The organism is Aporhodopirellula sallentina SM41, assembly GCF_000346505.1.
GTDB lineage: Bacteria > Planctomycetota > Planctomycetia > Pirellulales > Pirellulaceae > Rhodopirellula > Rhodopirellula sallentina.
The window spans coordinates 1-21,642 of record NZ_ANOH01000443.1; the positions used below are offsets into that span (position 1 = coordinate 1).

Annotated in this window: 16 protein-coding genes; 12 read left to right on the plus strand and 4 right to left on the minus strand. The window is 57.9% G+C overall.

Going from position 1 to position 21,642, the window contains the following annotated elements:
• The 6 genes from RSSM_RS28655 to RSSM_RS28675 all read left to right on the plus strand — a co-directional run.
• On the plus strand, nt 1-462 hold a 462-nt coding region (locus RSSM_RS28655), incomplete at its 5' end, for a class I adenylate-forming enzyme family protein (RefSeq protein ID WP_008688110.1).
• On the plus strand, nt 459-1,763 hold the full coding sequence (locus tag RSSM_RS28660; protein ID WP_008688111.1) for a thiolase family protein: 1,305 nt from the start codon (nt 459-461) through the stop codon (nt 1,761-1,763). The genes RSSM_RS28655 and RSSM_RS28660, both read left to right, overlap by 4 nt.
• A gap of 99 nt (nt 1,764-1,862) precedes the next feature.
• Nucleotides 1,863-4,088: a 3-hydroxyacyl-CoA dehydrogenase NAD-binding domain-containing protein gene (locus RSSM_RS28665; RefSeq protein WP_044303927.1), complete on the plus strand. Its 2,226-nt coding sequence runs from the start codon at nt 1,863-1,865 to the stop codon at nt 4,086-4,088.
• Between the two features lie 114 nt (nt 4,089-4,202).
• Nucleotides 4,203-4,370 (plus strand): hypothetical protein, encoded by a 168-nt coding sequence (locus RSSM_RS35070; protein WP_236621455.1) that lies wholly within the window; start codon nt 4,203-4,205, stop codon nt 4,368-4,370.
• On the plus strand, nt 4,351-6,192 hold the full coding sequence (locus RSSM_RS28670; RefSeq protein ID WP_008688115.1) for an acyl-CoA dehydrogenase family protein: 1,842 nt from the start codon (nt 4,351-4,353) through the stop codon (nt 6,190-6,192). Before RSSM_RS35070 ends, RSSM_RS28670 begins: the two co-directional genes overlap by 20 nt.
• A gap of 89 nt (nt 6,193-6,281) precedes the next feature.
• Nucleotides 6,282-7,298: a patatin-like phospholipase family protein gene (locus tag RSSM_RS28675; RefSeq protein ID WP_008688117.1), complete on the plus strand. Its 1,017-nt coding sequence runs from the start codon at nt 6,282-6,284 to the stop codon at nt 7,296-7,298.
• On the opposite strand, the gene RSSM_RS28680 is transcribed toward RSSM_RS28675, so the two are convergent.
• Nucleotides 7,273-8,817, minus strand: coding sequence for a sulfatase family protein (locus RSSM_RS28680; RefSeq protein ID WP_008688118.1), 1,545 nt, complete (start codon nt 8,815-8,817; stop codon nt 7,273-7,275). The genes RSSM_RS28675 and RSSM_RS28680 overlap by 26 nt on opposite strands.
• Before the next feature lie 515 nt (nt 8,818-9,332).
• Between RSSM_RS28680 and RSSM_RS28685 the strand changes: the two genes are divergently transcribed.
• Nucleotides 9,333-10,043: a ZIP family metal transporter gene (locus tag RSSM_RS28685; RefSeq protein WP_008688121.1), complete on the plus strand. Its 711-nt coding sequence runs from the start codon at nt 9,333-9,335 to the stop codon at nt 10,041-10,043.
• Nucleotides 10,044-10,080: 37 nt separating this feature from the next.
• On the opposite strand, the gene RSSM_RS28690 is transcribed toward RSSM_RS28685, so the two are convergent.
• Nucleotides 10,081-11,340 (minus strand): protein kinase domain-containing protein, encoded by a 1,260-nt coding sequence (locus tag RSSM_RS28690; protein ID WP_008688124.1) that lies wholly within the window; start codon nt 11,338-11,340, stop codon nt 10,081-10,083.
• 9 nt (nt 11,341-11,349) lie between these two features.
• Nucleotides 11,350-14,676, minus strand: coding sequence for a response regulator (locus RSSM_RS28695; RefSeq protein WP_008688126.1), 3,327 nt, complete (start codon nt 14,674-14,676; stop codon nt 11,350-11,352).
• 583 nt (nt 14,677-15,259) lie between these two features.
• Here RSSM_RS28695 and RSSM_RS28705 point away from each other — a divergent pair.
• Both RSSM_RS28705 and RSSM_RS28710 read left to right on the plus strand, forming a co-directional pair.
• On the plus strand, nt 15,260-16,015 hold the full coding sequence (locus RSSM_RS28705; protein ID WP_081613917.1) for a TIGR04283 family arsenosugar biosynthesis glycosyltransferase: 756 nt from the start codon (nt 15,260-15,262) through the stop codon (nt 16,013-16,015).
• Nucleotides 15,990-16,268 carry a hypothetical protein gene (locus RSSM_RS28710; RefSeq protein ID WP_008688133.1) on the plus strand — a complete coding sequence of 93 codons (279 nt, stop codon included), beginning with the start codon at nt 15,990-15,992 and terminating at the stop codon, nt 16,266-16,268. Before RSSM_RS28705 ends, RSSM_RS28710 begins: the two co-directional genes overlap by 26 nt.
• Nucleotides 16,269-16,333: 65 nt before the next feature.
• On the opposite strand, the gene RSSM_RS28715 is transcribed toward RSSM_RS28710, so the two are convergent.
• On the minus strand, nt 16,334-17,656 hold the full coding sequence (locus RSSM_RS28715; RefSeq protein WP_008688135.1) for a hypothetical protein: 1,323 nt from the start codon (nt 17,654-17,656) through the stop codon (nt 16,334-16,336).
• 202 nt (nt 17,657-17,858) lie between these two features.
• Here RSSM_RS28715 and RSSM_RS28720 point away from each other — a divergent pair, with 202 nt between their 5' ends.
• From RSSM_RS28720 to RSSM_RS28730, 3 genes are all read left to right on the plus strand, one after another.
• A complete protein-coding gene (locus RSSM_RS28720; RefSeq protein WP_044303929.1) occupies nt 17,859-18,281 on the plus strand; it encodes an RrF2 family transcriptional regulator in 423 nt (140 codons plus the stop codon).
• 262 nt (nt 18,282-18,543) lie between these two features.
• Nucleotides 18,544-19,896, plus strand: a complete 1,353-nt coding sequence (locus RSSM_RS28725) for a Gfo/Idh/MocA family protein (protein WP_008688141.1) — start codon at nt 18,544-18,546, stop codon at nt 19,894-19,896.
• 308 nt (nt 19,897-20,204) lie between these two features.
• Nucleotides 20,205-21,635 (plus strand): M14 family metallopeptidase, encoded by a 1,431-nt coding sequence (locus tag RSSM_RS28730; RefSeq protein ID WP_081613918.1) that lies wholly within the window; start codon nt 20,205-20,207, stop codon nt 21,633-21,635.
• Nucleotides 21,636-21,642 lie beyond the last annotated feature (7 nt).

The following is a 21,642-nucleotide window of genomic DNA, read 5'->3' on the forward strand; positions in this document are numbered from 1 at the left end:
ATGCTCGGTTATTGGAACGATGCGGACGCCACGCGGGAAGCGATCGTCGACGGATGGCTCCGCACCGGCGACTTGGCAACCCGCGATCAGAACGGTCGCTACACGATCGTGGGCCGCAAGAAAGATCTCATCATCACGTCGGGATTCAATGTCTATCCGGTCGAGGTGGAAACCGTCCTGCAGTCAGCCCCCGGCGTCGCGGAGGTCGCCGTTGTCGGCCAACCCGACCCCGCACGAGGCGAGCTCGTCAAGGCGTTCGTGGTCATGACTCCGGGCGCCGAGTGGGATGAAGACGTGATCCGCGCGCATTGTCGCGAGCATCTGTCCAAACACAAACAGCCCGCAATTTACGAACACTGCGAACAGGAACTGCCTAAGAATTTCCTAGGCAAGATCATCCGTCGCAAACTGCGTGAAACGGAAACATCGACTGTTGATGACTCGAAGGGAGAAAACGCATGACGATGAAAAGTGACACACATCCTTTCAAACCGGTGGCGATCGTGGATGGCGTACGCACGCCGTTTGCCAAGGCATTCGGTAAGCTCGCCGACGTATCGGCGGCCGACCTGGGTACCCATACAGTGAGCGAGTCTCTCCGGCGGTGCGGCCTCAGCCCCGAGGCGGTTGACCAAGTTATCTTTGGCAACGTCGCGGGGCCGGCCGACTCGGCGAACATCGCCCGCGTGATCGCGCTCAAAGCCGGAGTCCCTCACACCCAAATCGCGCACACGGTCAACCGCAACTGCGCCTCCGGCATGGAATCGTTGCTCGCCGCGTGCGCCGCGATCTCGCACGGTGACGCCAACACCATCGTCGCCGGCGGAACCGAATCGATGTCCCAAATTCCGCTGCTGGTACCGAATGATGCCACCAAACTGTGGGGACGACTCGCCAAGGCGAAGTCCCTGATGGCCCGTTTGAGCGTGTTGAAGGATTTCCGTCCTCGGCACTTCACTCCGGTGCCTGCGATTCAGTTAGGCCTCACCGATCCGGTTTCAGGAATGAACATGGGCGAAACGGCCGAACTGCTCGCACGTGAATATCACATTTCCCGTCGTGAACAGGACGAATTCGCTGTCGGCAGTCACGCAAAGGCGAGCCAAACGCAGGAGCGTTGCTTCTTCTCCGGCGAGATCGCGCCAATGCCTCTGCACGATGGCACGACGTTCGACAAAGACGACGGAATCCGACACGGACAATCGCTCGAACAACTCGCACGTTTGCGGCCGATTTTTGCCAAAGACGGAACCGTCACCGCCGGCAACAGTTGCCAGGTGACCGACGGTGCTGCGGCGATGTTGCTCTCATCGCAGAAAGGTCTCGAACGCTTCTCGCGTGCACCACTTGGTTACATCACCGGCTTTGCGATTGCCGGTTGTGATCCGCGTCGCATGGGACTCGGACCGGTCTATGCGGTCGCCAAGTTAATGAAACAGACCGGGATGACGTTCGACGATTTCGAATTGATTGAACTCAACGAAGCCTTCGCCGCGCAGGTAATCGCGTGCGAACGCGCGATGGCATCGCGTGAGTTTGCAGAAAAAGAACTCGGGCAATCCGAACCGGTCGGCGAATTGCCCATGGATCGAGTCAACATCCACGGCGGTGCGATCGCACTCGGACACCCGGTGGGAACAACGGGAACACGCATTGTTCTGACACTGCTCAGAGCGCTGCGTGAATCGGGCAAACGACGGGGGCTCGCAACGCTGTGCGTTGGCGGGGGCCAGGGAGTCGCCATTGTCGTGGAAACCGCATAACCGCAGCTCAACGCCCGCAGGCGGCCACCATGTCGCCTCCGGTGCGGACGCAATGCGGGGCACAAAGATATCAACGTGACCAGTTTCAAGGAGACAACGATGAACGAAAAACAATACACGGCTTTCGACGTGACCATGAATTCGGCGGGTGTCCTGACGGTTACGCTGGACGTCCCGAAACGCCCCATGAACGTGTTCACGGTCGAGGTGATTGATGAACTCGATCACATCATCACGGACATCGAGTCACGCCTCGACGTCAAACTCGTCGTGTTCTGCAGCAACAAGGAAAGCGGCTTCCTAGCGGGTGCCGACGTCAAAGCTATCGCTCGCATTGCCGGTCCTTCCCAAGCCGGACGGCTGATTGATGCCGGTCAGCAACTGTTCCATCGGATCGACCATCTTCAACTGCCGACGCTCGCGGTCATTCACGGGCCGTGCCTCGGTGGTGGGTTGGAATGGGCGCTCGCGTGTGACTACCGGATCGCTCGCGACAACAGCAGCACGAAGATCGGGTTGCCGGAAATCAAACTCGGACTCATCCCCGGTTGGGGCGGCACACAACGGTTGCCGCGTCAGGTCGGCCTGAGCCAAAGTTTGAAGATGATCCTGCAAGGCAAAGCCGTCTCGGCGCATACGGCGGCAAAGATCGGGCTGATTGACCGGGCGATCTCACCGGACGATTGGGAGGACGGTGTTCGGCACTTCATCAGCGAACTGCTGCATTCGCGTTACCGACGCAGCACACCGATGCGCCGGCGAATCACCAATTGGCTCGAGCTATCGCGTCCCGGCAGTTCCTTTGTTCTGCACACCGCTCGCCGCCAAATCAAACAGAAAGAACACCAATACCCGGCACTCGGTGCGGCAATGAGTGCGATCGAAGTCGGATTGCGTCGTGAGGGCGCCGGTTATGTGACCGAACGCAGCGAGTTTGTCAAACTGCTCGCCACGGCAACATGCCGAAACCTGCTGAACCTGTTCTTCGCCCGCGAGTCCGCACGCGACATCAAGACGTGGGGCCGACGTGAGAAAGTCGACCTGCACTCCCACGAGATTCGCCGCCTCGGCGTCATCGGTGCCGGAGCGATGGGAGCCGGGATCGGCCAATTCGCGGCCACTCATGGATACGAGGTCGCGATGCGAGAAGTCGATGAATCTGCCGCACAGGCCGGACGTCAACGTATCGAGAAACTGATCAAGACCTACGCAGACCGCAACCGGTTGTCGCTGTCTGCCCGCAGCGAATTGAACCAACGCGTCGCGGTGGCAACCGACGACGACGCGATCGTCTTGTCCGACCTCGTTGTGGAAGCGGCGGTGGAAAGGCTCGAGGTCAAACAAGAGATTTTCAAAAACCTCGACCACGTGGTTTCTTCGGATTGCATCCTCGCGACCAACACGTCATCGCTGTCGGTCGACGCAATCGCTGGTCAAACCCAACGACCCGAACGTGTCGCGGGATTGCACTTTTTCAATCCGGTGCATCGCATGGAACTGGTCGAAGTCGTTCGCGGCAGCCGCACCAACGATGACACGATCACTCGGTTGGTTGCGTTTGTTCGTTCGCTCGGCAAGACACCGATTGTCACGAAGGACTCCCCCGGCTTCCTCGTCAATCGCGTCCTGTTCCCGTATCTCGGCGAAGCCGTTTTGATGTACGGCGAAGGACATGCTCCTGCCGACATTGATCGGGAACTGCGACATTTCGGCATGCCGATGGGACCACTGCAACTGATCGACCAAGTCGGGTTGGACGTTGCGATGCATGTCGCGAACTCTCTCGGTGATGTTCTCGTCGGTCTCGATCCGGTCGTCGACGTTCTCGGTCGTTTCGTTGATGCAGGCGACCTTGGTAAGAAATCTGGACGCGGCTTTTATCGGTACCGTGACGGCAAAGCGTCTGCTCGTGAAGACCAGACCACTGTGCCGATGTCGACGCTCGACGTCAGTGACCGCTTCACGATCGACGGTCTGAACATGATCCAGCGGCGACTGGTCTACCCGATGCTCGCCGAGTCGGTTCGATGCAAAGAGCAGCAAGTCGTTCGAGAAGATTGGATGATCGATCTCGCGATGGTTCTCGCCACCGGATTCGCACCGCACCGTGGCGGTCCATTGAGGGTGATCGATTCGATCGGCATCGAGGCCGTTTACCAAAACATGAGACAACTGCAGGTGATCCACGGGGCCCGCATGGCGCCACCGCAGTTGATGGCCGACATGGCCAATAAGGGGACAAGGTTCTTTGTGCGTGAAGGTTCGATCGATTCGCGTGAATCGGAACTGCCCCGCGGCGAACACACGCAAGAAGGAACGCCATAAGAAGAACCCACGAAGAAAGGAACGAGCCTGGACGCAACCGCCCCTGGATGCAGGCCAACCGAGGAGCGACGTGTTGATCCTCTTTTTGAACCATTGCCCGAATAGGAACATCCGATGAGTACCGACTTTCACCGCCACACCCGTCCCGACGACGTTCAGCAACCTGACCATACTCCCGCGCAGCCGAACAAACCGGAATCCTTCGCCGAGGTCGCACTGCGACTCGGGGGGGCGGTCGGCGGACGAAGCCAAACGGACCGGCGTGCTCGACACGGCCGATGACGAGGTCGAAGCACTCTTCGCACCGCGATACCAAACCGTCAACAGCCCCGTCCATCGTGCCGTTTGGGAGAAGGACAACGCGACGGAAGACTTCGCATCTCTGCCGATAACTTTCTCGCCGCCGGTCTCGCTCGTCGTTGAACAGTCGCTAAGTATTGTCCGCAAACACCGTGATGAAAAAACGCTGTTCGGTGACGACGGCAAGATCACGAACAAAGTCATCGCGGAACTCGGGTCGGTCGGTTACTGGGGCCTGCTCGTCGGTCGACAATACGGCGGCAGTGGCGCGACCATGCGTGAGTTCACCGACATGATCACTCGGATGGCGACGATCGATCCGACCGTGGCCGGACTCGCTTCGGTCCACGGTTGTATCGGTGCCGTCGATCCGGTTCGTTCGTTCGGCAGTCAGGAACAGAAAGAACGCTTTCTCCCGAAACTCGCCGACGGGCGCACACTGTCCGCTTTCGCGTTGACCGAACCGGGCGCCGGCAGCGATCTGACGGCCCTGAAAACGACCGCGGTACTCGATGGAGATGACTACGTCGTCAACGGCGAAAAGCTGTTCATCACCAACGCGGTACCGGGACGCACGATCGGGCTGGTTTGCATGATCGACAATGTGCCGAGTGTGCTGGTGGTCGATCTTCCCGCCACGACCGACGAAACGTTCTCCCTGAACCGGTATGACATTTACGCGTTGCGGCGAGCCCACAACAACGGGCTGATCTTTCGAAACTTCCGCGTTCCGAAAGAGAATCGCTTGATGCCCGCTCAAGGTGATGGATTGACGATCGCCTATCACGGCTTGAATCTCGGACGGGTCTCCCTGTGTGCCAATGCCGCCGGTGCGATGCGTTGGATGCTCAGCGAAATGCTGCCATGGGCTGCTTACCGAGAAACCTATGGTCAACCGATCGAACGTCGCGAACTGATTCAACGTCGTGTCGGCAGGTTGGCCGGGATGATTGTGGCCTGCGATGCCTTGTCCGCCTGGTGCTCCGACCTGCTCGACCAAGGTTACCGAGGCGAGATGGAATGCATCATCGCGAAGATCTTCGGCAGCGAAATGCAAAAGGAGGCCGCGATCGAACTCTTCATGAAAACCCACGGCGGGCGTTCGTTCCTCAAAGGACACCTGTTCGGCGACAACGTGCACGACTTCCTCGCGCCCTGCATTTATGAAGGCGAGGGCGAGGTACTCGGCATGGCGTTCTTTAAATCGATGGTCAAACATCACGGCAAGCAGTACTTCGAGCCGATCGGTCAAGCACTCCATGACCTGGGCGTTTCCAAACCGAATCCGCTCAACCCGAAACACGCGTGGGCGCTGCGTCGTCCGTTGATGAAGTACGCCGGTTGGTTCACACGGCAAACGATCCGCCCGGCGCGATGGACCGACGCGGGTGTCAGCGATTCCAAACTGCGTCGTCATGTCCGCTTCGCCCGCAAATATCTCTCGGGCAGCGGAATGCGGGTCAGTTCGACGATGCGAACCTATCAATTGAAACTGGCCGACCGGCAATGTCGCATGTCCGCGTTGTCGCTCGAGATTCAATCGGCGGTGGTCATTTTGGTGACCGCCCTGTACGCCGGACGCAGCGGCGATGCGATCACTCGCCAAGCAGCCGATGTGATCTGTCGCGAACTGCGATTGCGAATCGAAGGCGGCAAGCCAAGCGATCAAGACTTCCGAAACGTCACACGACTGGGCGCGCGAATTGCAGACGAGGCTCACTTGGCAGAGGGGAACGCGGGGGAAACCGGGTGGTCGGCACTCACCGGAGTGCAGTCCGGCCAAATCATGATGCCCTACAAGTAGTCACCGTGACTTCCCGATCACCGCGCGTGCTCCAACACGCGTGCGCCAATCCACCAGGAGCCCTTCATTTCACGAGGAACGAGTCACCCATGAACACGGCAAAAGTAATCCCTTTTCGTCGCGACCATCCCGAACAACCCGCCCCCATGCGAAACGCCGTTGTCGCATTGGGCGGTGGAGGTGCGCGTGGGTTGGCACACCTCGGCGTTCTCGAAGTCCTCAAACAAACTCGCGTTCAGGTCGAGCGATACGTCGGGACCAGCATCGGTGCTCTCATCGGAGCAATGTGTGCCGTGGACGACAATATCCAGCGTGTCCAAGGAAAGGTGATGGGTTTTCTCGACTCTCCGGGGTTCGACCATCATCAACAACAACTCTTCGGCTCGGCCAACGTCCCCGACGAAAACGCCAACACCGGAATCATGGCGTGGTACGACCGAGCAAAGTATCTCTACTCCGCACACCGACGACTCACCCGTGCCGTGACTCAGCAATCGTTGTTGCACGATGCCATGCTGACCGCCTCGATCGAGGAATTGATTCCTGATATCGAGTTTGCCGATTTGTCGATGCCACTGAGCATCGTTGCTGCCGACCTCCGCAGTGGACACCGCGTCGTGCTCGAATCGGGATCGGTGCGGACCGCGATTCACGCATCCATGGCATTGCCGGGCATTTTCCCACCGGTCGAACACAACGGGATGCTGCTATGTGACATCGGCGTTGTCGACTCCATACCGACCGCCGTGGCGAGTGCGTACGCCAGCGACCTGACGATCCTCGTCGATATCGGACAACGCAACGCACGCATGGAGAAATTCGACACCGCGATGGATGTGATGATGCGGATGCAAGACATCGGCGAACAAATCCTCCGGCGCGAGAAAACCGAACTCGCCGACGTTCACATTCGCCCCGAACTGACCGGCGTTTCCTGGTTCGATTTCCAAAACCCGGAAGAGGTCATGGAACGAGGACGCACGGCCGCGTCCGAAGAATTCGCGCGTCACTCGTTCTTCCGTACCGGCCGCACCGGACATGCCGACGCGGCGACGGGAAATCATCTCGACGTTCAACCGCCTAGCGAGAACGTCCGTTATCGATAAGCCGTTGGAGCTCACCCTTGAGGCGTTCGGCCACCTGCGGATGCTCATCGATGACGTTGTTTTGCTCCGACGGATCGGCCTCGAGGTCGAACAGCATGTACTGAGGAACCGGTGTGTTGACCAGTTTGGTTTCCACCACGACGTTACGAGCTTTGCGACGATCGTATCGATGCAGTTTCCATTTTCCGGATCGGTAACCGAACGTCCCTGATCCACCGTTATCTTGCTGGATCAGCGACTCGCGGCCATCGGCCCCCGATTTCCCTAACAGGGCATCGAGCACGTTCATGCTGTCCAAACACCCGTCCTCGGGCAACGTCAATCCGGTCAGGGCAGCAAAGCTGGCTGCGAAGTCAATCGTGCAAACGATGTCATCGCTGACTCCGGGTTGGATTTTCCCTTTCCATCGTGTGATGAACGGCGTCCGCGTGCCACCCTCGTAGACGCTGTACTTCCCGCCGGTAAACTTCCCGCCGGCACGGTGTGATCCGATCTTCTCAACCGCTTCGTCCTGGTAACCATCATCGAGCACCGGACCGTTGTCCGAACAAAGGACCACCAACGTCTTTTCCGCTAGATTCAAACGGTCGAGCGTCTTCATCACTTCGCCAACGCACCAGTCAAACTCGAGAATCGAGTCGCCCCGCAATCCGAGGCTCGATTTGCCTTGGAATCGCTCATGCGGCATTCGCGGGACGTGAATATCGTGCGAAGAAAAGAAGAGGAAGAACGGTTCGTTCTGATGCTCCTGCATGAACTCGTTCGATTTCTCCACCCATTTGTCCGCGAGATCTTCGTCTCGGAATCGGGCCGCATTTCCGCCGGTGTAGAAACCAATCCGACTGATACCGTTGTGGATCGTATTGTTGTGCCCATGCGACCAATCGAGTTTGAGGGAACTACGGTTGGTGATCCCATTGGGATGCTCGGGACTCGGACTCTTGCGTCCAACCCACAACGGATCCGCGGGGTCCAGATTCAACACTTTGTGATTCTCGACGTACACCTGCGGCACGCGGTCATTGGTGGTTGGCAACAAGAAGCACGAATCGAATCCAATCTCGAGCGGCCCTGGTTTGAGATCGCCGTTCCAATCCGGGCCACTCGGACCACCGAGCCCGAGGTGCCACTTGCCAACCACTCCGGTTGTGTAGCCGCCATCGTTCAACAGCGAGGCAACCGTCTCGGTGCCGGGCTTGATGATCGCCGGCGCGTTCGGAGGAGCGATGCCGGTCTTCGGCTTTCGAAACGCATAGGTCCCTGTCAACATCGAATACCGAGTCGGCGTGCACGTCGACGCCGAACAATAACCATTGGTGAACCGAAGTCCTTCCGACGCCAACCGGTCCACGTTCGGAGTTTCGATCGACGTCGCCCCGTAACAGGAAAGATCACCGTATCCGAGGTCGTCGGCCATGATGACAACAATATTCGGACGATCCCCTGACGCCGCGTCGGACGAAGGGGACAACAAACAATGCACGAAGCAAAGGGCCGATAGCAAAACGGCGAATTTCATGTTGACGACTTTTTGAGAAAGTGGGGACAGAGAGTGAAAGCGTTTTTCAATCTGAAGTGGTGATCACGCGGGCAACGCAGGAGCAAACCGGCAAAGCGACCGGTCCAATCGAAAACAACCGCACCAAACGTGATATATAGACCGCAGCAGCATGCCAACCTGCATGGAAGGCACGCCGCGGCGAATAACCTCACAAGTTAGTTCGCATAGCCGTACCGAACAACATCGCGCGTCGACAATGCTACCTGGCAAGCGGACACGGCCCGTGGCAAGCGGACACTACCCGGTGGCAAAAGGCCCCTCGCATTGCAACGCTTGACTCCGTCTTCCTCACAGACACCAATCGGCGTCAATTCTCGAGGAAATTGCCGCGACGCCCTTCCGGCCCCGATTTTGCTCAATCGTTTTGCTCTATTGCAGAAACGCAGTCGCAATCGCGCCAGTGAAAGCCCCCGGCGCGGTGGTGTTTTTCATGACTCGCACTATTCCATCCGTCCTCACCACCAGCAATCCACATGACCCCAATCGTAGAACTGATTATTTTGACCAGCATTGCGGGGGCCGCGATCCCGATGGGTGGGTTGATCGCGTCGATCGAGCACATCCGCCCCCAGTGGCTCGAGAATGAATTTCGCCACACCGTAATCGCCTTTGGCGGCGGGGCGTTGATCTCGGCCGTCGCTCTGGTTCTGATTCCCGAAGGGATCAAACCAATCTCGACGGGAGAGTCCGTGGTCGCGTTTGCATGCGGCGGACTCTTTTTCTGGGGACTTCAGGTCCTTCTGGATCGATCCAAATCGTCGGCGTCTCAATTGGTCGCCATGTTGTCTGATTTTATTCCGGAGGTCATCGCATTGGGTGCAACAATCGCGACAGGCGGCGGTGGTGCCATGTTGTTGGCGTCAATCATCGCGCTGCAAAACCTGCCTGAAGGATTCAACTCGTTCCGTGAGTTCCTCGACAGTGGGATGTCGAAATCGAAGATCCTCTGGGCGTTCTTTGCCGCGGCATTCTTGGGACCGTTGCTCGGTGCGTTCGGTTTCTGGATGCTGTCGGATTACCCACGCGTGATGGGGTGGATGCAGGTGTTCGCGGCCTCGGGAATTTTGTACTTGGTGTTTGAAGACATCGCACCGCAAGTCCCACTCAAACGCAGCAGTTTCCCGTCGCTGGGCGCCGTCCTCGGGTTTCTGCTCGGGCTACTTGGCAAATTGCTCGAAGGTTAGCGCACGCGGATCGATCCCCCGTCGCCCATGGCAACGATCAGGAATGCCCGATTCCGCTCCGGGTGGCGGCCCGGTCGTGCAAGAAATCTCGTAGCGCCTTGGCGAACTCTCCCGCCGTTTGGTATCGCGCGTCCGGGTCGGTGGACAGACACTTGGCGAGAATGTCGTCGAGTTGCGGGTTGAACTTCTCGTTGATGCTGCTGGCGCGTTTCGCATCGGTGGTCGCGATCGTTTGAATCGTCTCTTCCCGTCCCATGGAGTTGACTCCGTGGGGATGTTCGCGAAGCAAGAACAGATAAAGCATGGTGGCGACCGCGTAGATGTCACTACGGTGGTCGACCCGCTCGGCTTCGCCCCGTGCCTGCTCGGGCGACATGAAAAGCGGCGTTCCCAGGACGGCACCTTCGCTGGTCTCGTTGGACGAAGGTGCCGAGTAGGCACGAAACATCGACTTACTCAACCCGAAATCGACCAACTTCGGTTGCCCGTCACGACCGACCATCACGTTGGACGGTTTGACGTCTCGGTGGATAATGTTTTGCGAGTGCGCGTGCTGCAACGCGTCGCAAACCTGGGCCATCATTTCGATGATCTTGGTCGCCTTTGGTTTTTGCGACGCGACATAGTGGCCGAGCGACTCGCCTTCGATCAGCTCCATCGCGTAGTAGGCGAACTCCCGATCGAGATGACTCGCGTAGATCGCCGCGATGCCCGGATGGTCCATCTTTCGCATCACTTGAACTTCGCGTGCGAATCGCTCGAAGACAAGATCGGTCGCCAAGTCGGCGCGAATGATCTTGATCGCGGCGAGCCGACCGGTGGCCACATGCGTCGCTCTCCAAACGGTTGCGAACGCGCCTTTCCCGATCAGGTGATGAACTTCAAATCCATTAACCTGGGGCTTGGTCCACTGCGCCGGCGGCACTGCCTCCACGATCCGTCGTGCCGATGCCAATCGACTTTTCAGGAGCGCCGCGACAATCGGTTTGGTCAGATAGTCGTCCGCCCCCGCGTCGAGACCTTCGATCATGTCTTCTTCGCGATCGCGGCTGGTGAGCAAGATGATGTAGGTGAACGGTGCTTCCGGATTTTGTTTGATCCGTCGACAAACCTCGACGCCCTCGATTTCGGGCATCAACCAATCCAAAAGAGCCAACCGGGGAGGGTCATCCGACTGCAACGCCTCGAGCGCTTCGCGTCCGTTCTCGGCAAACACAACACGGTAACCCCATGGCGCAACCGCCGCCTGCATCAGCTTGCGCCACACCGGGTTATCGTCCGCGATCAGCAATTTCATGGGTGAGAGTTATTGAGACTGTGCGATATGGTCCAAGCGTCGTGCGGTTGATTCTCCTCCAGATCGCAGCACATTCCTAGTCGTGTACCATTTTTCAGTCGGGAAGATGTCAAACAATTGCTGCTGCGTTTGATCGGACGGCTGCAATCGACCTTCGGCGTAGTCCATTCGGTCCCGTGCTTCTTCTTCCAAATCTCCTGCGAGTTTCTGCAACTCAGTCGCCCCGAGCGCCGACGCGGTGCCTTTGAGTTGATGAGCACTCGTTGCAACATCCGCATCGTTCCCCCGATCGATCGCCTCGGAAAGAGCCTGTAATTGTTTGGGCCATTGTTCCGCAAAAGTGTCACTCATGATTTTGAGGAACTCGGGGTCGTCGCCAACGTTTTGCCGCAAAACCGATTCATCGATCGAATCGATCGGCGGCCGATTCTCCTCGATCGCGACATCCGTATTCGGTCGAGTTAACGCATCGACGTTTTCTATAGAAACCGGAGCTTCCGACGGTTCCGAATCCGACGGTTTGGCGACTTTCTCGTCGATCGTTTCTTCGAGAATCATCGCCCGGTTCGCTTTCATGACACTGCTCCTTCCGTTGGTTAAATCGTCTTCGGTGTCATTGCTTCCTTCATTGTTGTCTCCTGCTTCCACCGCCGCAAATAGGCGCTCGGGTGTATACGGTTTCGAGACATAGTCGTTCATGCCTGCGTCAAGACAACGCACCTGATCACCGCTCATTGCGTAGGCGGTCATGGCAATAATATGCACGCTGCAAGCCGGTTCGGGCAGCGTTGTGCGGATGCGAGACGTCGTTTCGAATCCGTCCATCTCAGGCATCTGCACATCCATCAAAACCACATCGTACGCTTCGCTTCGCAGCCGTTCGATTGCCTGAAAACCGCTGGCCACACCGACCACATCGTGGCCCCGAGCCCGCAGCATGTTTTCGGCAACCACGCGATTGATGCCGCCATCCTCTACCAACAATATGCTGCGTCGAACCGAACAACGACCAAACGTGGGATGCGTCTTTGCGATATCGTTTGAACCGACCGACAGATTCCCCGACGATCCACCCGACAGCGATTCGCCGGCCAAATCCCCGCCATGGCCCGTGTCCAATTGGCCGTTTTTATCGGATTGAATCCGGACCGCCTCGGCAACCAAACTCAACAAATCGCCGGGAGAAACCGGTTTGGTCAAACAACGCAAGATCCGCAGGTCCTCGACCCAGCGGTGTTCGACCTCGGCCCCCATCGACGACAACCATGCGATCGGCGTGTCACCGATTTCCTCATCTTCTCGAATCGAATGTGCCACGTCGTGCCCGTCGCCGTTGGGCATCATGAAATCGAGCAGCACCAAATGATATGGCTGCCCCTCTTTAACAGCAGCCTTCATACTGGCGACCACGTCGGCACCGCCCTGCAAACAGTCGACGTGACATCCGGCGTCGACCAACAACTCATTCAAGATGATCCGGTTAATCTGGTGGTCATCGACAACCAACAAACGCGAGCCCCGGATATCTTTCAGGTTCGCATTCGCAGAGGCGAACTTCGCTTCGGAATCGGATTGCACTCGCAGAGGCACATCGAACTCGAACCGGCTGCCCACGCCGAGCGTGCTTTCCACCCCGAGTCGTCCTCCCATTCGCTCGACCAACTTCGCACTGATCGCCAATCCCAGTCCGGTGCCGCCGTATTGTCGCGTAGTCGACGCATCGGCTTGCGTGAACGCTTCGAAGATCTTGGCCTTCTGTGACTTCGACATACCGATTCCCGTGTCACTAACCGAAATCAGCAAACGGACTCGCTCCGAAGCCGCCTGATCTCCAACCTCAGTATCGAACATCGTCCCATCGTGATCGGTGCTCGCTTCCACAATCACTTCGCCCTGCGACGTGAACTTCAACGCGTTGCCGACCAAGTTCACCAACACTTGACGCAATCGGGTCGGGTCGCCGATCAAGTGCTCCGGGGTTCCGGGCGCGATTCGCACCGCCAACTCAACATCGCTCGCCGGCGAAGGAGCGGCACCGCCTTCGGCCATCGAGCCGATGTATTGCCGACCTCCCGCAACCGCCTGCACGGTTTGGTTAACCAATTCATGCAAGTCAAACGGCACCTCTTCCAAATCGATACGTCCGGCTTCGATTCTCGAAAAGTCCAACACATCATTGAGCACGTTCAGCAATCCGTTGGCGGACGTTTTGATCATCGTCATGAATCGATGTTGCTCCCGTCGCAACGGACTCCGCAAAAGCAGCTCCGTCATCCCGAGAATGCCGTTCATGGGCGTTCGAATCTCGTGACTCATGTTGGCCAGGAACTGGCTCTTTGCTTGCGTCGCACGTCGAGCCTCCGCAGCCGCTTGGGTCGCCCGGTCACGTTGCGTGCGAAGCTGTTTTCGTCCGATCGCCTGCGACGCCAAACTGCCTTTGAGAATTCCAATGATGGCGATCGCCGACAGGTACAACGACAACACGGTTGCGAGGATCGCGATCAAACTCAAACGCGTCCAAACAACCGAGCGTGCATACCGCGTCGCCGAGAAATCCACCCCGACGAGCGCTTCGACGTTCCCCTCGCTATCCCAAATCGGTGCGTGCGCCGACACCCAATATCCCCATCGATCCTGGTGAGGGATATCGGCAAACACGACTTGGCCGGCAAAGGCCCGCCGGACCTCTTCAAAATTGACGTCCGAATAGAACTCGCCGATCTCCGTGCGAGACTCCTGCTTGCCGGTGTATTTTCCATCGTGATCGTAGTCTGTCTCGGAATCGATGATCAGTTGATAGACGTCTCGGCCGTCATCGAGTTGTCCTTCGTTGGTCTTCTCAAAGGACTCTCGAATTTCCGGTGGTGCCATTCGGAACGTGTAGATGTCCGCGACCTGTGGGTTGACCGACAACCAACGCTTTTGAGCCTCGATCATTGCCAGGTAAGTGGGGTCATCCGGGGGCGTCTCAGGCGTGATCAATTCGTGCCCAAGACTCTGCAACTCGATCGCATAAGTCGGCGCGATCCCAATCAGTTGTTCACGCAGAATCTTTCGCTGCAGACGATCGACCCACTCGACCAACACACACCCGACGGCCAACGTGGCGATCAGCACAAAGAATGACAATCGCAGACGAAACGGTGGCAAGCGGTTTTCAACCGCCGAGACCGGATCCTCGCTGTCGCTTTCTTCCTGCGGCAGCGGTGCCTCGTCAACGAGACGCTGCGGCGTGACCTTAGCAACACGTCGCAGCACGTACGCGTAAGCGAGCAGAATGATCGCGCAGAAAAGAACGTAGTCGATTCGGTATTCGTACCACGCCTGCCAAAACATCGCTCACCTGTTCCTGTTGGGTTGCATTCATGAGCGTGATTCACACCGATAAAATGACACACACGCCCGATCGTTTGCATACCACGTCGACAACCATCCTATTCGCTTGCGTGAATACCTGCATAGCGTCCGCAATCAAGAAAACGCCGTGGCCACCCACGCGAAACGGATCACAGACATATCATCTTGATGAATCTGGCGAACGAATTGCCTCTGCGGAATCGGTCGAGAACTCAGTGCCCGCCACCTCCGCCGATCAACGGGTTCCCACCAGCGAGCCGCGGCGCCGAAAACAATCGACGCTCATAAATCTGATCTGCGTCGATGAGGCAACCCCGACGAATCGACGACGAGCGTTTTGAATAGGTTACCCTCTGGAGCATCACTCCCTAGACTACTTGGCTGGACCAATTGGCTAGTACTTCATGTCAACTTGATTTTCGGGTAGTGGACGAGGCGACGAGTCCTTGATGCGATAGTCACGCAAGGGGATTCCTTGCGTCATCCACTACGACTCCACCCGAAAGCCACCCTGCATTGGAATACTAGTCTGCTTGGCTGGACTAGTTGGTACTGAAATCGAATGCTTCGGGGAGGAGGGAAGTTCCGGATTGTGAATCGCGAGCAAGACCATTCATCGAGCCGATCGGTTTCCGTCGTCATCCCGACGTGGAATGAATCCAAGGTGATCACAAACTGCCTCACGTCGGCAGCGGCACTGCACCCGCTCGAAATCATCATCAGCGACGGGGCAAGCGAAGACGACACCGTGCAACAAGTCCGTCAATTCGCAGAGCGTCAAAGCCAGCGAGTGATCGTACTCGACAGCCCGACCGGACGAGGTCAACAACTCGCCCATGGTGCGGCTGCCGCAAACGGTGACTTCCTGCTCTTCTTGCATGCTGACTGCCTTTTGGATCCGCACGCAATCGACCAAATGCGAGCCGCAAACTGGCCCGACTGGGGTGGCTTTCACCAAAGGATCGACGATGAGCGTTGGCGATTCCGATGGTTGGAATGCGGCAACGCGCTGCGTGTTCGAACGCTCGGCCGCGTTTTCGGTGACCAAGCCATCTTTGTCCGACGTGATTGGTACGAAAAGGTAGGCGGATTCGACACCGTTCCGTTGATGGAAGACGTCATGCTGTCATCCCGGTTGCGGAAATTGGGCAAACCGTGTTTGCTACGCGGCCCCGTCTCGGTCGATCCGCGACGTTGGCATCGCCGTGGTGTGATCGGACAAACACAATTGAATTGGCAACTTCAAATCGCGTTCGCCCGCGGCGTCTCTCCTGACGAACTACGAGAACGGTATGAGAAACTATCCGGAACGCAGTAGCGACCTGCAATCCAAACCAATGATCATCCTCAAAGGCGGACTGTTTCTATTGCTCGGATGTTTGTCGGCCGGGTTGCTGCTGTCGTCCATCATTTCGTTTCGAAACGTGTTTCTGCTCGGGCTGACGATTTGGAGTTTCTGCCGGGCGTACTACTTCGCGTTCTACGTGATCGAACACTACGTCGACGATTCGTTTCGTTACAGCGGATTGATTGACTTTGCCAAACATTGGATCGGCCGGCTCAAACCGTAACGTGAACACCACGTGAGAGCCCGATGGCAACTACTCGGCAGGTCCACCAAGACGCCGCAGGATTCTTAGTTGGCGTTGTTACTCGCCAAAATCATCTGCTGAACTTCAGGCAGCGTGTCGCGAAGGATCGACAGGATCGCCGTTCGGGTCGGCTTGCTTAGATGAGCGTACTCGTCGGGAACTTCCTCCGCGACGAGGATCTCGATCAACTGCGACAAAATCGGCGAGCGAACCTCGTCGGGTAATCCGGCAAACGCGTCCGAATAAATCAGGTAGCTGCACGGATACTCGAACAGCCGCGTCTGCAGATTCAGTTCACGCAGCGACCGACCGTGACCGTCGACCGGACCGCGTGCTTCAAAGTCCTCGGCGAACGAAGTCGAACCGGACACCGAATCGGTCAGAACAAATTCTTCGCACATCAACAGGTGCCGCAACACCCGCTCAGTCGATGCCGCGATCCTGCGTTTGGCACTGTCGCTGATAAAACCTTCGGGCCGTTCTAACAGCCCGTTCATTTGATACGACTGATGCAACGCCTGACGTGTCTCGTAGTTCGCCGACGCGATCGCGTTGTGCATTTGTGTCTGATGTTCGAGCACCATCAATGCCACGATGTCGCTGTGCGGCGTGAGGTACGCGTCGGTGTTGAACCGGTCGCTCAGGTCCATCTCGTTGGCTCCCGACTCGCGATCAAAACTCGCTTCGTCGTCGGCACAGATGGCGTTTCCCATGTGACGCATCGATCCGTGTTGGCCCGTGACATACCACCCGCCCCAACGATCGTGAAAGTCGCTCGTTTGATCGGTCGTGAATGTCCCGCTGCCGAGTTTCGGGCGGCCGGCAGCATCCGCGAACACGCTTCGAACCAGATACCCAGGCACGTTCTGTGTCCGGCTCGAGGCGTGGCATGACAAACACCCGCCACGATCGCGAACAAACTCCGGCTCGTCCTCGTCGTTCTGTTCGAGTGTGTAGAAGGTGGCTCCCTGCCGAGAATCCGTCGACGCAAACTCGAGCACGTCCCCGCGTTGGCAAAACCCGACGTAGACGTCGTCGTTAAAATACAACGCACGCGGCCGTCGCGGTGAAATCCGCGTCAGTTGCAGGCTCGTTTTGGAGAAGACGAGTGCCTGAGAACTCGTCGGAATATCGAGTTCCTTCAATACCGATTGGAGGTAACCGAAGGACGGGTCAAACTCCAATTTCGTTTCGCCGGATTTGATTCGTTCGGCGAGCCGAGCCACCGGGTCGTGCACCTCCGCGTTCAAATAATCGATCGGTGGACGCTCGTACGAGTCGTACTGTGCCTTGCCGATGGCACCGTCATACGTCAAAAAGGTGAATCCACAGACAACAATGAGGACCAAACGTCGGACGCGATTCATGGGCGGGCTTCCAGTAATTCAGGCGGGGCTGGACGGCACATGCAATGATGAGCTCATGCTTGATGGGCAGATAGCATGGACGGGTACGCAGAACTTGCTCAAATAGGGCATTCCCGAACCAATAACTGCACAACATGGTATAGAATAGGATGTGACACGTCAATGTGCGCGTCCTACCTTTCGCTGACTTTTATCGATCAACATGCTATCCAAAACCGCCGAATACGCATTGAGAGCCGTCGCTTGTATGGGCAGTCAGGTCGGGCAGCCGATTTCTGCGGACCATTTAGCTGTCCACACGAAGGTGCCTCGCCGCTACCTGACTCGCGTGCTGCAAGACCTCGCCGCCGAGGGATTGGTGAGTTCCCGACCGGGTCCGGGAGGCGGATACGAACTGACACGTGATATCGACAAACTGACGATTCTCGACGTGGTCAACACCGTCGCACCGATCGAGCGAATCCGCAGTTGCCCGCTCGGCCTGAAGTCGCACACGTCGCTCTGCCCGCTGCACGCGGAACTGGACAAAGCCTACGCGGCGACCGAGGCGGCGTTTGCCGGAGTGACCATTCGCGAACTGGTCGAATCGGCGAGCCCGATCCACCCGCTCTGCGATAGCATCTGAGCATCGCTGCATCACAGGACGCCGCGGCACCACCCGAAATCCACCGATAGGACGTCGCCTCCACCGGACGGTGACAACGTCTCATTCGATCGCGTTTCCCGATCAATGACGCTTCCCCATTGATGACGCTTCCCCATTGATGACTGGGGTTCACCACGAGGCGGGCCAAACGTTCACTCACCCGTCGACGTTGAAAATGCTTTATCGTGAGTGTTGATGTTGCGATCTTTCTCTGTCCCCTCTCCCCACGGTGAACACTCTCATGGACCGACGCGCATTCCTAACCCGTTCGACTCTCGCCGCATCGACCGCAACCGCCATTGCGAACCGAGCGTACGCGGCTCCTCAATCATCGCCACGCCGCGTCGGTTTGATCGGATGCGGTTGGTACGGCAAATGTGACCTGTTGCAGTTGCTCAAGGTCGAACCGGTCGAAGTCGTCTCGCTATGCGATGTTGATTCAAAACTGCTCGAAGAGTGCGCTGACCTAATGGCATCGCGTCAGAAGTCGGGCAACCGGCCTCGAACGTACGCTCACTATCGCGACATGTTGGCCGAGAAAGACCTCGACATTGTGCTGATCGCCACGCCCGATCATTGGCACGCGCTTCCGATGATCGCGGCGGTGAACGCCGGCGCGGATGTTTATGTGCAAAAGCCGACGGGCGTTGATACTCTCGAAAGCAAAGCGATGCTCGACGCAGCTCGCGCGACCGGACGGGTCGTGCAGGTCGGGACGCAGCGTCGGAGCACGCCTCACCTGATCGAAGCCAAACAGCGCGTCGTCGATGAAGGTTTGCTCGGGAATGTCGCCTTCGCCGAAGTGTGCTGTTACTTCCATATGCGAGCCAACAAGAACCCGCCAATCATCGCACCGCCACCCCATCTCGATTTCGAAACATGGACCGGCCCGGCACCGATGCGAGGGTACAACGAAGTCATCCATCCGCGTTCTTGGCGAGCGTTCATGGAATACAGCAATGGGATCGTCGGCGACATGTGTGTGCACATGCTCGACCTTGTTCGATGGCAACTCGGACTCGGTTGGCCGCGACGGATCAGCAGCGTGGGAGGCATTCAGGTGCAAACCGAATCGATCGCCAACACCTCTGACACGCAAACCGCCACATTCGATTTCGACGAACTCGACGTCGTCTGGACTCACCGCAGCTGGGGCAGCGCTCCCGACCCTCAGTATCCCTGGGCAGCGATTCTTTACGGCGACCGCGGCACGTTGAAACTCAGCGTGAAACGTTACGATTTCGAACCACGCGGGGGCGGGAAGAAACTCAGCGGCGAACCTCTGATCGAATTGGACAAATACCCCAGCGACGAGTCCGACGTCAAAGACTGGAAGATGGAACTGCACGTCGCCTCGGCGATCCGGGGTCACATGCGGGACTTCTTAAACGCGGTTGACAACCGCAGCAAACCGGTGGCGGACATCGAACAGGGACACATCAGCAGCGCGTCGTGTTTCATGGCCAATAACGCAATGCAACTCGGTCGCACCCTCGCGTTCGATCCCGCCACCCACACCATTCCGGGTGACGCGGAAGCCACCGCCGCGCTGAAACGCACCTACCGCGCGCCCTATCAACACCCGGCCGGTTGATCTTGCCGCGGCCGCGGTGGTTTTCCTACAGTCCGGCGGTCGCCTCGTTTTTTGCAATGAAACACGAGGCGATGACATCTAGCCGGCCCACTCCAACCTCCCCGGTTGGCCCTGCGGTGGCCGGTTGATTCTCTTTCGGCATTCGACGATCCACGCATCGCCATTGACCGCCGGACGGGAAACGCGCACTGCACAGGTTATCGGTTCCCCACCGATGCAAACCTCGTGTGGGTCACATGAAATGAATCACGTGTCGACCACCAACGGCCGGCGCTGTACGAACATTGAATTGGCATGGAGTGCCGAGCATGAGATCCCGACACCGGAACGCCCTCGCTTTCTTTTCGCTCATTCAACGCCCCGCACTGCTGACCGCATCGGCACTCTGTGTGTACGCGGCGTTGTTCGGTTCAACACTGATCGGCACGGCCGCTGACACCGACCTTCGACGCGGCGACGCGGACTTCCGCAGCCGCAACGGCGACGTCTCGATCACCAGCGCGTTCCCCGGCGGCCGGATGAATCGCTGCACTCAGATCAACGACGACACGTTTGCGATCACCATCGCACCGGAATCCGACCCGATCAACGACAGCGCCTGGTACGCCTTTCGTATTGAATCTCAACGCAAACAAACCATCCGAGTCCTGTTGCACTATGTCGGTGGTTCGCATCGCTACGAACCCAAAATCAGCCGCGATGGCGAAACCTGGCAGTCGGCAACCGAACTGATCAGCAGCGCGAGCAACTCCGGCCAAGACGTCGAGATGCGAATTCCTGTTGATGCCGAACCGCTGTGGATCGCCGGTCAAGAGTTACTCTCCACCGACGAAATTTCGCAGTGGTCCAATCAACTCACCCGGTTGCCCTATGTCGCTAAAAAACGCATCGGCCGATCCGTTCAAGGCCGCGACGTCGAACAACTGACGATCACTCAAAGCGACGATCCCGACTACGTCTACCTCATCGCTCGACAACACCCACCCGAAGTCACCGGCGCGATCGGCATGGTGCACTTCGTCGACGCCTTGGCGAGCGATTCGGAAATCGCACAAAGATTTCGCAAGCGGTTCGCCGCTTTGGTTGTTCCAACGGTGAATCCCGATGGTGTCCACCACGGCCATTGGCGTTGCAACGCCAACGGCGTCGACCTGAACCGCGACTGGTCGCACTTCACTCAGCCGGAGACGCAAGCCGTTCGCGAGCAATTGCTTCATTGCCGACGGTCCGGTGAAGACCGGTTGTGCCTGTTCGTTGATTTTCACAGCACATACGACGACGTCTTTTACATCCCCGCACCAAACGACCGTGTCTTCCCTGCCGGATTCACCCGACAGTGGTTTGCCGCGATCCAAAACCGTTTCCCGCGATACGATGTGGCCGTCGATGACAACCACAACGCACACCGCAGCACCAGCAAAGCCTGGGTGGATCGCACCCTGGGAGTCACCGCAGTGACGTACGAGTTCGGTGACGAAACCGACCGCGACACGATCCAACGCGTTGCCACCGGTGCCGCCGAAGAGATGATGCGGTTGCTGCTCGAACTCCCCGAACGAAAATCCCCTGAACGAAAATCCCACGAACAAAGATCCCGCGAAAAAGGATCATTGCTCGCGAACCAACAAACCGCGCCCCCAACACCTCGCCGGCAACTCCCCAGCCAACCACGAAACCAAAACCCGGAAATCCGGCTCGTCTCCGGTGTATCTGATGGTGAACCTGCCGTCGTACGGTAGTCGCCCG